Consider the following 15,045-nt stretch of genomic DNA (forward strand, 5'->3'; position numbering starts at 1 on the left):
TCAAAAAGCGGCCTGCGATTCCGCAGGACACCCTCTCCAGGAAGCGATTTTCCCCTGCTGGAGACCGATCAGCCTTCCGGTTCAGCAGGAGGGTTTAAGGTTTAGGGTTTAGGTCAACTGGGTAATTGTAAGTTTGAAATTCAGGGGTAGAGTTGGGGACTAAGTGCCGAAACATCGATGCAAGCCGGCGCTTAGGAGAAGACCACATGAAATTCCCTGTCCGTAAAATTCTCGCTGCGGTCCTCGTGATCGCCGGTCTGGCGATAGCAGGTGTAACAAAGGCCTCAGCTCAGGATGTTTTTAAAGTCAACTACTTCTCGAACAACGCGGCGCCGGCGCCCGATGCGACAGTCAGGATTGACAATCCTGGCCTGACGTATGGAAACCTCTGCGCCATGATCTACGTCTTCGATGCCGATCAGCAGCTCTCCGAGTGCTGCGGATGCGTCGAGACCCATAACGGCCTCCGTACGCTGTCGGTTCGCAGCAACCTGACCAGCAATCCGCTGACCGGTGTGGTGTCCCGGAATGGCGTAATTAAGATCGTATCCGCCGCGGTCAACAACTCGCCGTGTGATCCGACTTCCAATGTCTCCCCGAAGTCCAACCTTCGCGCATGGGTGACTCATATTCAGAACGCGGTCGGGACTGCCTGGCCGATCACTGAGACTGAGTCTTCCGATTCGACGCTGGGCGCCTCGGAGCTTGCCAATCTGCAGGCACAGTGTGCCTTCGTCAATATCCTGGGTAGTGGACAGGGTATCTGCAGCTGCGGCACGGGCGACTAAGAGAATCACATACAGCAGGGCTCATCGCACAGGGCCTGGGCTGATCGGGCAGGGCGGCGCAGCCGGGAAACACCGGCGCGGCGCCCTCCTGATTTTCAGCTGTCGAGCTTCCTGACCACCAGTTCGTTCAGCAGCCCTGGATTCGCCTGCCCCTTCGACGCTTTCATCACCTGGCCGACAAAGAATGCTGCGACCGTCTTCTTGCCGCCCCGGTACTGCTCCACCTGCTTCGGATTCGCGGCGATCACCTCATCGATCATCTTTTCGATCTCTGAAGCATCGGTGATCTGCTGCGGCTTCTCGCGCTCGTAGACAACCGGGAAATCTTCGCTCTTCTCGAAGGCAATGTCGAAGAGCTGCTTGAGCTGTTTGCTCGACAGCTTGCCTTCCTCGGCAAGATCGGCCGCCTGAGCGACGCCCTTCATCGAGATCGGCGACTGCTCCAGCTCCAGTCCGGCAGCCTTCAGCCGGCTCGTCAGCTCGCTCTGAATCAGATTCGCTACACGGCGCGGGCTCTTCGCCGTCTTCGCTGCCGCTTCAAACTGATCGGCAAAGGCGCGCGTGGCTGTCAGCGTCTGCGCGTCCTGTTCGGTCAGGCCATAATCGGCCACCATTCGCGCACGCCGTGCCTCCGGCAGCTCCGGCATCTGCTGCGCAATCTCCGCCCGGCGTATGCTGCTGACAATCAGCGGCGGCAGATCGGGCTCCGGGAAGTACCGGTAATCGTGCGCCTGCTCTTTCGAGCGCATCGAATAGGTGCGTCCCTCATTTGCATTCCACAGCCGCGTCTCCTGCACCACTCGTCCGCCGCCTTCGATCACATCGATCTGGCGCTCGATCTCGTACTCCAGCGCAGCGCGGATAAACCGGAAACTGTTGACATTCTTCACCTCGGCCTTCGTGCCGAACTTCTCCTGCCCGCGCGGCCGCACGCTCACGTTCGCATCGCAGCGCAGCGAACCTTCCTCCATATTGCAGTCGCTCACCGCCGTATAGAGAAGGATCTCCTTCAGCCGCGTCAGGTACTCATAGGCCTCATCCGGCGTACGGATATCCGGCTCGCTCACAATTTCGATCAGCGGCGTCCCGCAGCGGTTCAGATCCACATAGGTGCGCGTGGCCGAGTCCGAAAACCCATCATGAATGCTCTTGCCCGCGTCTTCTTCCATGTGCAGACGTGTAATCCCGATCCGCTTCGTGCCGTTTGGCGTCGGTACGTCAATCCATCCATGCTCGGCCAGCGGCTTATCGAACTGCGAGATCTGATATCCCTTCGGAAGATCGGGATAGAAGTAGTTCTTCCGCGCAAAAATCGAGCGCTCGCGTACCTGGCAGTGCAGCGCAAGCGAGGCCAGCGTAGCGAACTCCACAGCTCGCTCATTCAGCACAGGCAGCGCGCCCGGCAATCCCAGACAGACCGGACACACATTCGTATTCGGCGGCGCACCGAATTTGTTCGCGCAGCCGCAGAAGGCCTTGGTCTCGGTCAGAAGCTGCACGTGGACTTCAAGCCCGATAACAGGCTCGTACTTCGCCATAATCTCAGGAGAAACAATCGCCGCTGTCGCCATAAACAGCCTTCAGTTTAGCAAGGCGGAGCACGAAGCGGCCGGAACAGCCGCCCCACGGATAATTGTCGCCCCGCCTTCCATGCCTCAGAACGAAATCCGGGCGCTGAGCTGGATCTGCCGCCCGGGATTCATCGCATCGGTTATGGTTCCAAACCCTGCCGTATTGACAAAGCGGTTGGGCGTGTCGAGATTGACCTTGTTGAGGCTGTTAAAGAACTCTCCGCGCGTTTCAAAGCTGTACCGCTCCGTCAGATGGAAGGCGCGCACCACAGCCAGATCCAGGCTCTGCAGACCCGGCCCATAGACCGAGTTGCGGCCGACGTTGCCGAAGGTGTACGCAGGCGGAGCCGCAAAGGCCGCGGTGTTGAACCACTCCATGGCATTGTGCGTCCCGTGCGGAAAAATCTTTTGCCCGGTATAGTTACCCCGGATGGGATTCTCTCCAAGAGCGGTGCCCGCATTCGCCGTATCCCCGAAGACCGAAATGGTCAGCGGATAGCCGGTCTGAATCTGATAGATCGTCGAGAACCGCCAGTCCTTTGTCACCAGCGCCGTGAGGCGTGAATGCGCCCAGGACGGAACATCATAGACACCGCTCAGTGAAAAGCGATCGCGAATATCGCACGCCGGCCCTTTGTCCGCCTTCAGATCATTGTCATTCTGAGGAATGGCCGATTCGTACATGGGGGAACGGAAGTCCGGCGCACCTTCGAGGCTCTTGGCAAAGGTATAGTTCGCCAGCAGGCTCAGGCCATTCGCATAGCGGCGGCGAAGATTGACGTACCCCGCGTCATACCAGCTCTGCGCCGTGTTCTCCAGCAGATTGATGGTGCTCACCGGCGTAAGCAGCGGATTGGCCTGGTTCGCCACCGTCACGCTCTTCGGCAGCACGGTTCCCGCAACAAAACTCATGCTGGTATGAGGACGCCGCGGCTGAATGGCCCCTGGTCCCGGCTGCGCATTGTTGATCAGATGCGCTCGCTGCAGGTGGAAGCCCCGGGAGCCGAGATATCCCACTTCGAGCGTCGTCTCCCTCCCAAGGCTCTTCTCGATGGACGTACTCCATTGCTGGACATACTGAGCTGGTGCATGCAGATCGAGCGCAGTGAAACTGACCACCGTTTTGCCCAGTACCGGGTCTCCAAAATTGAAATTCGTAATCGCCGTGGTCGGCGTGTAGTTATCGCTCTGCGCCGTCTCCGGAAAGACGTACGGAATGTTATGGCGCTGATTGCACCACGTGTTCATATCCACCGGCGTATAGAAAATGCCATAAGCCACATGCACCACCAGACCCATGCCCGGAACACTCTGCGCAAGACCCAGGCGCGGGGCAAAGTTGGCTTTATTCGGATACATCAGACCTTTCGGATAACCGCCCTGCCCGCCGATAAAGGGGGAAGGCACGCCGTCGTTAAACGTGAGGTTGCTGTTCGTGTACGTAATGTCCCAGAGAGGGCTCATGTACTCATACCGCACGCCGTAATCGAGCGTCGTCGTATTCGTCATGCGCCAGGTGTCCTGAGCGAAGCCATCGGCATACCACTGGCGCAGGTTCATCTGCGGAACACCCGCCTGTCGCTGCCGCACCACCGGCATGCCTAACAGAAAGCTGGCCAGCCCCGATCCCGTCCCATCGCTGGTCAGCGTGTGCGTCGTAAATCCATTCGTGAACTGGTAGTACCCGCGATTCTGGAAGAAGCCCCACATCGGCCAGATGTACCACTGGTACGCCCCGCCGAATTTAAAGCTGTGACGGCCAGCCTGCCAGCTCAGCGTATCGCGGCCTTCAAGAATCGTGTCCCAGGCGTGCATCGGTGTGGCAGAGAAGCTGTCTCCGAAAGGCGAATAGCCCTGCACGGTAAAGTAAGGCGCCCCCCACGCTCCCGGGCCGCCGAAGCCGACACCCTGAATACCCAGCTCGCTGACGATGTCGTTTTTGTTGGCGCTCTCTGTCGTGTGATCCATACTCAGCCGCGAGATCGCCAGCGACGAGATATTCAGCATGTGCTCGGAGAGGATATAGCTCCATCCCAGTACGCCCTGCTGTGCCAGGTTGTCATGGTAGTAGCCGAAACCGGGAAGATTCTCCGGCATAAAGCCATGTTCGCCCTGAGCGCTGTAACGCAGAAATGCACTGCTGCCTTTGCTGAAGTCATGATCGACGCGCAGAGTGCCCTGGTCTGTGTAATGTTGTTCGTTGCGCAGGTCCAGATAGTTATTCGCATCGTTTCCAGCCCCCACAACGCCCGGCTGGCCGTTCATCGTCATGCCCATGCTCATGCCACTCATCTGATTGGGCTGCGGCACATACTTCTGCAGCATAACGTTCGCCACCGAGCTGATCCGGTCGGGCGGAATCACATTGAGCTGACCGTTGTACTCAAACTGCTTACGCAGAAACTGCGGATTCGACGCGCTCACCGGCTGCGCCGCGTTGTAATCGGGATTGGCATAGGTGGAATTCGGATCGTAGATATCCACGCCGCTCTGGCTGAAGTCGCCTGACGCTTCCGCAGCCGTGGGCACCGTATCCGTCATCGCATCCGTCGCCACATGCCGGTAGCCTTCGTAGTTCACGAAAAAGAAAGTATGTTTGCCGTAAAGCGGACCACCCACCGCTGCCCCGTAATCGTTCTGCACCAGATGCTTGGTCGCGCCCATCGCTCCGAAGGAATACGCATCGAAGGCGCCGTTGCGCAGAAACTCATACGCGGTGCCATGAAAAACGCTGGTCCCCGATCGAGTGGCGATGTTGATCTGGCCGCCCCCGGCACCACCCATCTCGGCGGTGTAGCTGCCCGTTTCCACCTGAAACTCCTGCACGATGTCAGGATTCGGATTCAGGTTCTGCGTATTGAAGGTCGGATCGGTATTGGTCGCGCCGTCGAGCAGAAAGTAATTGGCGTTGGGGCGATTGCCGCTGATGCTGATCGCCGAGAACTGCCCCGGCCGCCAGTACAGCGGATTTGCATTGCCCTCCTGCGCGCCCATACTCACATGCGCTCCCGGCACCGTGCTCACCAGATCGATCAGCTGGCGGCCGTTGAGAGGAAGCTGCTGCACGGAGCGGCGATCCACCACCTCGCCCACACTGGCATCGGCGGTCTTCAGCAGCTCAGGATTTGCGCCCACGAAATATGTCTGTGTCTGCGCGCCGACCGCAAGCACCTTGTCGAGTGTCACCTGCTGGCCGACTTCGAGCTGAATCGACTCCGTTGCAGCTGCAAACCCCGCGCTGCTGATCTCGACCTGATAGGCGCCGGGCTGCAGGCCCTCGGCAACATAAAGACCGGCAGAATCCGTCTCAAGCTCCCGCGTGGCTCCCGTGGCGCTCGCCGTAACCTTTACATGTGCATTCGGAATGATGTGGCGCTGGCCATCCATCACCGAGCCGCGCAGCGTGGCGTAATTGCTCTGCGCATAAAGCATCGGTGACAAAGCCAGGAAAAGCAGACTCGCAGACAGGAAACGTCTGAACATGGGCACTCCTCGAAAGAGAACAATGCGCTCATTTCCTCTGTGCATATCCTGGGAAATAAGCCTCAGGGAACCATACCAGGCATTGGTATTGTTGTCCTCAATCCAGAGTGCGATTCCGGCCTCAACCTTTCGATGGAGTAAGGCGCTCTCGCGGCTAAGAAAAGCTGTCCGCCCCTATCGCCGCATCGCCTTCCGCAACTGTCCCATCAGATTGTCGGCCATCTTCTGCTGGCCGCCGTGGCCAATATCGAGGGTCAGCATTTTGCGGTCGCCCGCCGTGCCCGACCACAGAACCTGATGCTCGCCCGGATCGACCAGCTCGACCGTCGCTTTTTCCGTCGTCTGTGCGCCGATATTCACTCCCCGCAGAATGGCGTCGGCATCCCTGCGATCCAGAACCACCGTCACCGTTCCGTGAAACTTGCCGGAGATTGACGAAGCCAGATACTGGTCAAGGTTATCCGCCATCTTCTCGATGTAAATACGGCGCACGTTTGAGAGCAGCATCGCATGCTGCGCGAAGGACACCATACCGCTGCATCCCACGACCACCACCGCCAGCAAAAGAGCGAAATGTTTTTTCATAGCGAGACAGGGTAGCAAACTCCTGTTTTTATCATTTGAACGAGCTTTTACACGCGCCTGATGACCGCCCTGCCCGCCACGTCACGGAGTATCAACATACGTCGCGCCGCTGTTAGACTGGTATCTGCATGATCCTCCCGTTTGTCCGCGAATTGTTGGCGGATCTGGAGCATTCTTCCCCTTTTGAACAGGCACGGAGACACCTGGCTCTTGCCCGTGGGCGCCGTCGTGTCTCTGGAATGACTTCGACAGCGCGAGCCCTTTACCTTCCCCTCTTCGCGCGCGCCGCTCAGGTTCCCGTCATTGTCGTCGTTGCCGACAACAAGGCCGCCGACGCGCTGCAGCTCGCCCTCCGCTCCGGCTGCGACCTTACCGGAGCCATCCCGCCCGAGCGCGTGCTTCGCCTGCCCGCGCACGACGTACTCCCCTTTGAAAACCTCTCTCCGCACCCTGACGTACAGGAGCAGCGCGCCACCACGCTCTGGAAGATCGCCACCGGTGGCGCCTCCATCGTCATTGCGCCCGTCGAAGCCGCCGCTCTGAAGCTCTTTCCCGCATCGTTCTACAACGGTCTCGCGCAGGTTCTTCGCCGCGGCGAAGAGGTCGATGTCGAAACCCTGCTCGCTCATCTCACCGGCATCGGCTACACGCAGATGGACATCGTCGAGATGCCCGGCCAGTTCACCCGTCGCGGCGGCATCCTCGATGTCTACTCGCCCGAGGCCGACCGTCCCGTCCGCTTCGAATTCTTCGGCGACGAGATTGAGACGATTAAGAAATTCGATCCGGAGACACAGCGGTCGTCTTCGCCTTTAGAGGAAGCCCGTCTGCTGCCTCTCACCGAAACGCCCGTCACCGAGCGGCTCCTCGCGGCGGTGCATGCGCGTCTCAGCGGCGCGCGCCTCGAATCCGCCGACGATCCCGATCTCGTCGCCCAGTCCGTCGCCGCCGGCGGCGTCTCCGTCTTTCCCGGCTGGGAGTTCTTCGCCGGAGTCGCCGGAGCCACCGGCACGCTGCTCGATCTCTTCCCGCGCTGCGCTCTCTTCGTCGACGAACCGGCCATGATCCGCAATCAGATCGACCGCTGGTGGAACAAAGTCGAGCAGCGCCACGATCGCTCCAGCATCGGATCGCTCATCCGCCCCGAAGATCTCTACATGCGCCCTGAGCTGCTGCAGGCTCAGCTCACCTCGCATCCCGGCCTCGACATCGATCAGCTCGGCGCTGTCGACGTCCTCGAAGACGACCACACGCTGGGGGAAATCGAGTTCGAATCCCGCCCCACGCTGCGTTTCCACGGATCGATCCCCGCCTTCATCGAGCAGGTGCGCTCGCTCATGCAGCAGGAGACGCGTATGCTCCTCACCGCGCCCAGCCAGGGCGAAGTCGAGCGTCTTGCCAACCTTCTCCGTGAATACGAGCTGCCCTACCGCCTCGGCAGCCGCACCCAGCACGCCGGCAGCGAAAATATCTACGACGAGTCCAGTTATCTGGCCGGCGATTACCGCACGCCGATTCTCGTCCGCAGCCCGCTCGCCAACGGCGTCAGCCTGCCCAAGGCAAACCTCGTCATCTTTGGCGCGCAGGACTTCTCCGACGACGCTGATGTCACCGCGCGGCCTGCTCCCAAAAAATCGAAGACCGCGGCCTTTGTCTCCGACTTCCGCGACCTCGCCGTCGGCGATTATGTCGTGCACGTCGAGCACGGCATCGCGCAGTACATGGGCCTCAAAGAGATCGTGCAGGACGGCGTCACGATCGAGTTCATGGTGCTCGAGTTTGCTGAAGGCGCCCGCCTCTATGTCCCGCTCACGCGCCTCGATCTGATCCAGAAGTATCGTTCGACGGAAGCCGGCCCGGCTCCTGTTCTGAACAAGCTTGGCTCGCAGCAGTGGGCAAAAACGAAGGCGCGCGTGAAAAAGGCCATGCAGGACATGGCCGATGAGCTGCTGAAGCTCTACGCGCAGCGCCGCGCGGCGCAGGGCCACTCCTTCTCGCCCGATAACGAGTTTCAGCGCGAGTTCGAAGACGCCTTCGATTACAACGAAACCGACGACCAGCTTTCTGCCATCAACGACATCAAGCGCGACATGGAATCCACCACCCCCATGGATCGCCTGCTCTGCGGCGACGTGGGCTACGGCAAGACCGAAGTGGCGATGCGCTCCGCCTTCAAGGCCGTACAGGACGGCAAACAGGTGGCCGTTCTCACTCCCACCACCGTGCTGAGCTTCCAGCACTTCGAGACCTTCAAAAAACGCTTCCGCCAGTTCCCCATCAACATCGAAATGATCTCGCGCTTCCGAACGGCCAAAGAACAGAAGCTGATTCTGGAACAGACGGCGGCCGGTAAGGTCGATATCCTGATCGGCACGCATCGGCTGCTGTCGAAGGATATTCAGTTCCACGACCTCGGTCTGCTCGTCGTCGATGAGGAACAGCGCTTCGGGGTACGCCACAAAGAGCGCCTCAAGCAGATACGCCGCGAGATCGACGTCCTCGCCATGAGCGCCACGCCCATCCCGCGCACCCTTCACATGTCCCTCGTCGGCCTGCGCGATATGAGCGTGATCGAAACGCCTCCGAAAGACCGTATGGCCATCCAGACCGTCGTCGCCAAATTCGACGAGAAGCTCATCCGCTCCGCCATTGAAGTGGAGCTCGAGCGCGGCGGCCAGATCTACTTCGTTCACAATCGCGTCGAGACCATCTACGAAATCGCCGCAAAGATTCAGGAGCTGGTGCCCTCCGCCCGCATCACCGTCGGCCACGGCCAGATGAGCGAAGGTGAGCTCGAAAAGGTCATGCTCTCCTTCATGCACCACGAGCACGATGTTCTGGTTGCCACCACCATCATTGAGAACGGTCTCGACATCCCGCTCGCCAACACCATCATCATCAACCGCGCCGACCGCCACGGCCTCTCCGAGCTCTATCAGCTTCGCGGCCGCGTCGGCCGCTCCAACCGGCGCGCCTATGCCTGGCTCCTCATCCCGCCCGAGCAGGAGCTCACCGACATCGCCCGCCGCCGTCTCGCCGCGCTCAAGGAGTTCTCCGACCTCGGCGCAGGCTTCAAGATCGCCGCGCTCGATCTCGAGCTCCGCGGCGCCGGCAACATGCTGGGCGGCGAACAGAGCGGCCACATCGAAGCAGTGGGCTTTGAGATGTACACCGGCATGCTCGAAGAGGCCGTCGCCAAACTGAAGGGCGAGGAAAAGGTCGAGCATCTCACCACCCAGCTCAGCCTCGGCATCGCTCTGCGCATCGACGAGAGCTACATCGCCGAAGAAAATCAGCGGCTGCGCATGTATAAGCGCATCGCCGGAGCCACCACCGAGGGCGCGCTGGCCGATGTCCAGTCCGAGCTCGAGGACCGCTATGGTCCTCTGCCGGAGAGCGTCCGTCACCTCCTCGACGCAGCGCTGCTGCGCGTGCAGTGCGAGTCCATCGGCGTCTCCCAGGTCGATCGCAAACGCGATCAGCTCCACATCCGCTTCACCGAGCACGCGGGCGTCGATCCCGGACGCCTCATGAAGCTCGTCGCGAAGAACGCGAAGCGCGGCGCGCAGTTCACCCCGCAGGGAGTGCTGAAGTATCCGCTGACCTCCTCAAAGGCCGCCGAGGTGATAGCGGAAGTACGCACGCTGCTGGAGGAGCTGACAGCGGGTGAGCAGGCCAGCGGACCGGCAAATCGGCGAGTCATCGAAAAAGCGGTCGGCAGTCAGGCATAAGACCGTCGGGGATGAAGCGGCCAGTCATGAAACGGCCGGCTGACAGCCATATCGCTGACCGTCTTATTCCTGACCGTTTTTTGCCTGGCCGCCGACGGCTGCATTGCTGCTCTCCCGGCTGCTTTCTGCTGCTTTTTTCTGCCTCTCTTTGTAGACCTTCCAGCGGATGGTAAAACGCAGGCAGGCAATGGCCAGAGCAGCGAGGGAGGCTTCCACATTGATTTTGCGAGGGCTGATCGCCCACAGTCCGGCGACGACGGCGGCCAGCATCATCATGTCGAGCAGAGACCATGCAAGAAACTCGCTCTGCTCGCCGCGCCATGGCAGGCACAGCACCATAAAGACTGCCCAGATGTCGCAAAGAAAAAAAAAATCGAAGCCGGTGCTCATTGCTTTCCCCTTTTGCAGGCATTCTCTTTTCGGTCATTCTCGCTGAAACCGGAATGGGTGCGCCTTTTTGCGCCTCTTTCAGTGCCATAATGAAGAAGCAGGCAGGCCGGGTGGCCGCTGCCGCCGGACATCGTCCGACCGGCAGAGGAAAGTCCGGACTCCGCAGGGCAGTGTGCCGGATAACGTCCGGGACCGGAGCGTCAAGGCTCCGGGACGGCCAGTGCCACAGAGAAGATACCGCCCGGCCTCCGTCAGGAGGACGGGTAAGGGTGAAAAGGTGCGGTAAGAGCGCACCGCTCCGGCGGTAACGGCGGAGGCAGGGTAAACCCCACACGGAGCAAGACCAAATAGGGAGGAAATCGCGGTTCGGCCCATTTGTGCCGCGATGCGTGCCGGCCCGGTGCGCCAGCGTGGGCTTCTCATGACGGTTCGCCGTCCTGGGGCGGAAACCTTCGGGTAGGTCGCTGGAGCGCGCGCAGTAATGCGCCGCCAAGAGGAATGGCCACCCTCGACAGAATCCGGCTTACAGGCTGTCTGCAAAACATGGCCCCGGCTTCGCAGCGGAAGACCGGGGCCATCCATCCTTCTGAGCCATATATAGCGGCAGAGCCTTCAACAGAGTCCTGTTCTGAGACAGACTCGAGTTTGGCCAGCGATTTTCCGATACAACGCCTGAAGACCGGCATGCTTCCGGCCGAAAAACCCTCCAGTACGGCACCTGTTCTGCCGTCCCCATTCATCCCACGGAGGAGAGCCATGCAGATCAGCAGCGTTTCATCTTCACTCGAAACCACCGCGCAGGAGGCGACTCTGGCGGCAGTCTTCTCAACCATAGCCGGCGGCAAAAGTTACTCGGCCGACGTGGAACAGTCAGCCGGTGAGTACACCATCGAGGTCACCGGCATGCCCGGCGCCTCGGCCAGCGGATCGAGCCTCATCGCTGTCGAGGAAAATCTCGACAACAAAATCAATATGCTGGCCTGAAAAAGCCGGCAGCCACTTCGGCCCTTCCCGGAAATCCCGGCTCTGAACCAACCTGAGATCGATCAGGGCCGGAATCGGATCTGACAGAATCTGAGGCTGGCGCTCAGGCCGGTACCGTGGCCGCCTGCCGCAGCCAGGCTTCCATCTGGTGATGGTCGACAAGTCCGGCCTGCTGGTGAACCACCTTGCCCTCGTTCAGCACCAGGAAATTCGGAATACCGCGCACCTGAAAGCGGGCCGCAAGCTCCGGATGCTGATCCGAATCGACCTTCAGCACGATCGCCTGTCCGGCCATCTCCGCTGCCGTCTTCGCCACCTCCGGCGCCGCCATCCGGCAGGGCCCGCACCACTCCGCCCAGAAATCGACCAGCACCGGCACGCGCGCCGTCTGCATCACCTCGTCAAAAAGCGCCGTATCGGCCTGCAACGGCTCGCTTACCGGCGGCAACGGGTCTTTACAGGCTCCGCAGCGGCCGGTATCCGCCAGGTGCGCTGCCGGAACGCGGTTGGAAACACCGCAATGACTACAGCTTCGAATAAGTGACATAACCTGCTCCCGCCGGTCGCGGCCCTTCAAAGCAGCCCATGCTGACCGGTATGAATCATCCCATTAGATGTGCTTTATCCCGTTTTCGATTGTTCTGCCGGGAAACCACCCGATCTTCTTCAGAACAGAAGCGCTTCCGTCATCTCCAGACCCGTCTCACCGCTGGAATCAGCCCCGGAACCCCTTCCGATCGGGCGTACTTCCGCCCCTGTACCGCGCTACACTAGGCGACGATGACCAGTCGGATCGCCCCGCTCTCTCTGGCCGTATGTCTTTGCCTCTCCTCCTGCCTGCGCGCTCAGGACTCCGCACCCGGTGTATCCGCCGCCGGCATCGCAAAGACCACCGCTGCATCCCTCGCCGTCGATCTCCCCGCTCGCACAAAACATGCCATGGTGGTGACCATCCACCATCTGGCTACCGACGCCGGCGTTGAGACCCTTGAAGATGGTGGTAATGCCGTCGATGCCGCTGTAGCCGTTGGCTTCGCCCTTGCCGTGGTTTGGCCGGGAGCCGGCAACATCGGTGGCGGCGGCTTCATGCTGGTGCACGAGCACACCGGCAGAAACATCTTCATCGATTACCGCGAGCGTGCTCCTCTGAAGGCCACTCCCGGCATGTATCTCGACGCCGAGGGTAATGTCATCCCCGGCGCCAGCATCCTCGGCTATCGCGCCATTGGCGTTCCCGGCTCCGAGGCCGGCCTTGTCTATGCCGAAAAGAAATATGGCCGTCTCACGTTAAAGAAGGTTATGACTCCGGCCATCCGCCTCGCTGCCGGTGGCTTCGTGCTTACCGAAGAAGAGGCAGCCGAGCTCCGCGACCCCAGCCTGACAAAGTTCCCCGAATCGAAACGCATCTTTCAGCGCGACGGCAACTACTATCGCGCCGGCGAAATCTTCCGCCAGCCTGAGCTGGCCGAGACGCTTCGCCGCATCTCCGAGGACCCCGACGACTTCTATCACGGCGAGATGGCAAAGCAGATTGCCGCTGCCGTGCTGGCCGGTGGGGGCCTCATCACCACCGACGACCTCGCGCGCTACACCGTCAAAGAGCGCACTCCGCTCACCGGCACCTGGAACGGATACACCATCGTCAGCGCGCCGCCGCCTTCTTCCGGCGGAGTCGTCCTGCTTGAGACCCTCAATATCCTCGACGGTTACAACCTCGCCCGTCTCGGCGACCGCACTCCGGCCGAAATCCATCTCATCGTCGAAGCCTTCCGCCGCGCCTACATGGACCGCTCAAATTACCTCGGCGATCCCGACTACGTAAAAATCCCCATCGACCAGCTCATCGACAAAAAGTACGCCGCCGCCTGGCGCCAGAGCATCGTCGCCGATCAGGCCTCGCCCTCGGCCACGCTCAAACGCCCCGAAGGTTTTCTGCCTCCTCCGCCCGCCATGAGCGATGTGCGCCAGGAGGCCGTCGATACCACACATTACTCCGTCATGGACGCGCAGGGCGACGCCGTCGCCGTCACCACCACCCTCAACGGCGGCTTCGGCTCCGGTGTAACCGTCCCGAAACTTGGCTTTCTGCTGAACGACGAGATGGACGACTTCGCCTCGAAGCAGGGCGTCCCCAATATGTTCGGACTCATCCAGGGCCCGGCTAATGCCATCGCTCCCGGCAAACGTCCGCTCTCCAGCATGACGCCGACCATCGTGCTGAAAGACGGCAAAGTGCGCATGGTGCTCGGCTCGCCCGGCGGCGGACGCATCATCACAACTGTTGCCAACATCCTTCTCAGCACTGCGGCCGAGGGCCTGAACATCCAACAGGCCGTCGACGCCCCGCGCTTCCACCACCAGTACCTGCCTGACGTTCTCTATCTGGAGCCCGGCTTCTCCGATTCCACCATCGAAGGCCTCCGTGCCCTCGGCTATCAGCTCAAAATCGGCGGCCACTGGAGCGACGGCGAGTGTATCGATGTCGATCCTGCAACCGGAGACCTCGAAGGCGGCCAGGATCATCGCCACCACTTCGGCAAAGCCGCGGGATACTGATGATGGCTGCAAAACTGACTGAGCAGCAGATGTTTGTACTGAATGGGCGCGAAGCACGTATCGCTGGAGACGCAGCCCCGGACGGCCAGTCCCCAATGAGATGATAGAAACAGGAGTTTCATTCGGGTCTCATTCATGCTGAAAGCTATTTCGTCGCACGTCTTTCTCCGCCATCGCCTGCATCCAGGTCTGCTTGATCTGTTTGCCAGAGCGGGCGCCCAGGGCGTCGAGCTCTTTGCGGCCCGCCAGCATTTCAATTACACACGCCGCAGCGATGTTTCCGAGCTGGCGGAGTGGTTTCGCTCCAACCCCGTCGAACCCTTCTCCATGCATGCTCCGCTCTTTCCGGATTTCGAGATGGGCCGCGGCGGCGCTCCTGCCGTCAACGTCATCCATCCGGAAAAGTCCCGCCGCATCGACGCCATGGACGAGATCCGCCGCGCGCTCGAAGCCGCCGAGCTCATCCCTTTTCGCTTTCTCATCGTTCATCTCGGCGAGCGTGAAGACACCTGGAGCCCCCGCACCCTCGAGCACTCCCTCACCGCGCTCGAGCATCTCCGCGCCTTCGCCAATCCCCTCGGCGTCAAGCTCCTCATCGAGAACCTGCAGGGCGACGTGACGAAGCCGCAGCACATCCTCGAAATCCTCACCACCGGCCACTTCACCGACATCGGCGTCTGCCTCGATGTGGGTCATGCTCATCTTGACGACGGAGTCGCTCCGACGCTCTCCGAATTGCGCAGCCACATCCGCTCCTCGCACCTGCACGACAATAAAGGGGACAAAGATACGCACCTCTGGCCGGGTGACGGCACCATCGTCTGGGACGAGACGATGAACGAGCTGAAGACCGCCCCGCAGACTCCTGCCGGCGTTCTTGAAATTCATTACAATCTCGACGATTCCCCCGAAGCCGTGGAGCAAAAGACGCGAAAAATATTTGAGAGCTTCTAAGCC

At 60.6% G+C, this 15,045-nt stretch carries 10 protein-coding genes and 1 other RNA gene; 6 read left to right on the plus strand and 5 right to left on the minus strand.

Annotated elements, in window-relative coordinates; genetic code table 11:
• The first annotated feature begins 206 nt into the window (after window positions 1-206).
• The gene (locus D0Y96_RS11230) at window positions 207-788 is read left to right on the plus strand and encodes a hypothetical protein (RefSeq protein WP_117299912.1); all 582 of its coding nucleotides are present in this window, start codon (window positions 207-209) and stop codon (window positions 786-788) included.
• Between the two features lie 95 nt (window positions 789-883).
• On the opposite strand, the gene gatB is transcribed toward D0Y96_RS11230, so the two are convergent.
• The 3 genes from gatB to D0Y96_RS11245 form a co-directional block, all read right to left on the minus strand.
• Window positions 884-2,359, minus strand: a complete 1,476-nt coding sequence (gatB, locus tag D0Y96_RS11235) for an Asp-tRNA(Asn)/Glu-tRNA(Gln) amidotransferase subunit GatB (protein WP_117299914.1) — start codon at window positions 2,357-2,359, stop codon at window positions 884-886.
• An 84-nt stretch (window positions 2,360-2,443) separates the two neighbouring features.
• A complete protein-coding gene (locus D0Y96_RS11240; protein ID WP_158562355.1) occupies window positions 2,444-5,842 on the minus strand; it encodes a TonB-dependent receptor in 3,399 nt (1,132 codons plus the stop codon).
• 174 nt (window positions 5,843-6,016) lie between these two features.
• The gene (locus tag D0Y96_RS11245; RefSeq protein WP_147325029.1) at window positions 6,017-6,427 is read right to left on the minus strand and encodes a hypothetical protein; all 411 of its coding nucleotides are present in this window, start codon (window positions 6,425-6,427) and stop codon (window positions 6,017-6,019) included.
• A gap of 128 nt (window positions 6,428-6,555) precedes the next feature.
• Here D0Y96_RS11245 and mfd point away from each other — a divergent pair, with 128 nt between their 5' ends.
• Entirely contained in the window at window positions 6,556-10,158 is a 3,603-nt protein-coding gene (gene mfd / locus D0Y96_RS11250; RefSeq protein WP_117299921.1) for a transcription-repair coupling factor, read from the plus strand.
• A gap of 63 nt (window positions 10,159-10,221) precedes the next feature.
• Here mfd and D0Y96_RS11255 read toward each other — a convergent pair whose 3' ends face one another.
• The gene (locus D0Y96_RS11255; protein ID WP_117299924.1) at window positions 10,222-10,548 is read right to left on the minus strand and encodes a hypothetical protein; all 327 of its coding nucleotides are present in this window, start codon (window positions 10,546-10,548) and stop codon (window positions 10,222-10,224) included.
• Between the two features lie 97 nt (window positions 10,549-10,645).
• Here D0Y96_RS11255 and rnpB point away from each other — a divergent pair.
• Window positions 10,646-11,090: RNase P RNA component class A (gene rnpB / locus D0Y96_RS11260), an RNA gene on the plus strand.
• A gap of 214 nt (window positions 11,091-11,304) precedes the next feature.
• Window positions 11,305-11,532 carry a hypothetical protein gene (locus tag D0Y96_RS11265; RefSeq protein ID WP_117299926.1) on the plus strand — a complete coding sequence of 76 codons (228 nt, stop codon included), beginning with the start codon at window positions 11,305-11,307 and terminating at the stop codon, window positions 11,530-11,532.
• 103 nt (window positions 11,533-11,635) lie between these two features.
• Here D0Y96_RS11265 and trxA read toward each other — a convergent pair whose 3' ends face one another.
• Window positions 11,636-12,079, minus strand: a complete 444-nt coding sequence (trxA, locus tag D0Y96_RS11270) for a thioredoxin (RefSeq protein ID WP_117299928.1) — start codon at window positions 12,077-12,079, stop codon at window positions 11,636-11,638.
• Window positions 12,080-12,312: 233 nt separating this feature from the next.
• Here trxA and ggt point away from each other — a divergent pair, with 233 nt between their 5' ends.
• Together ggt and D0Y96_RS11280 are read left to right on the plus strand one after the other, a co-directional pair.
• Window positions 12,313-14,088, plus strand: a complete 1,776-nt coding sequence (gene ggt, locus D0Y96_RS11275) for a gamma-glutamyltransferase (protein WP_117299931.1) — start codon at window positions 12,313-12,315, stop codon at window positions 14,086-14,088.
• Between the two features lie 135 nt (window positions 14,089-14,223).
• Window positions 14,224-15,042: a sugar phosphate isomerase/epimerase family protein gene (locus D0Y96_RS11280; RefSeq protein ID WP_117299934.1), complete on the plus strand. Its 819-nt coding sequence runs from the start codon at window positions 14,224-14,226 to the stop codon at window positions 15,040-15,042.
• The last annotated feature ends 3 nt before the right edge of the window (window positions 15,043-15,045 follow it).

This window comes from Paracidobacterium acidisoli, from assembly GCF_003428625.2.
Lineage (GTDB): Bacteria > Acidobacteriota > Terriglobia > Terriglobales > Acidobacteriaceae > Paracidobacterium > Paracidobacterium acidisoli.

Coding starts and splice junctions, on each gene's coding strand:
- D0Y96_RS11230 (WP_117299912.1), top strand. CDS start 207: ATGAAATTCCCTGTCCGTAAAATTCTCGCTGCGGTCCTCGTGATCGCC.
- gatB (WP_117299914.1), bottom strand. CDS start 2,359: ATGGCGACAGCGGCGATTGTTTCTCCTGAGATTATGGCGAAGTACGAG.
- D0Y96_RS11240 (WP_158562355.1), bottom strand. CDS start 5,842: ATGTTCAGACGTTTCCTGTCTGCGAGTCTGCTTTTCCTGGCTTTGTCA.
- D0Y96_RS11245 (WP_147325029.1), bottom strand. CDS start 6,427: ATGAAAAAACATTTCGCTCTTTTGCTGGCGGTGGTGGTCGTGGGATGC.
- mfd (WP_117299921.1), top strand. CDS start 6,556: ATGATCCTCCCGTTTGTCCGCGAATTGTTGGCGGATCTGGAGCATTCT.
- D0Y96_RS11255 (WP_117299924.1), bottom strand. CDS start 10,548: ATGAGCACCGGCTTCGATTTTTTTTTTCTTTGCGACATCTGGGCAGTC.
- D0Y96_RS11265 (WP_117299926.1), top strand. CDS start 11,305: ATGCAGATCAGCAGCGTTTCATCTTCACTCGAAACCACCGCGCAGGAG.
- trxA (WP_117299928.1), bottom strand. CDS start 12,079: ATGTCACTTATTCGAAGCTGTAGTCATTGCGGTGTTTCCAACCGCGTT.
- ggt (WP_117299931.1), top strand. CDS start 12,313: ATGACCAGTCGGATCGCCCCGCTCTCTCTGGCCGTATGTCTTTGCCTC.
- D0Y96_RS11280 (WP_117299934.1), top strand. CDS start 14,224: ATGCTGAAAGCTATTTCGTCGCACGTCTTTCTCCGCCATCGCCTGCAT.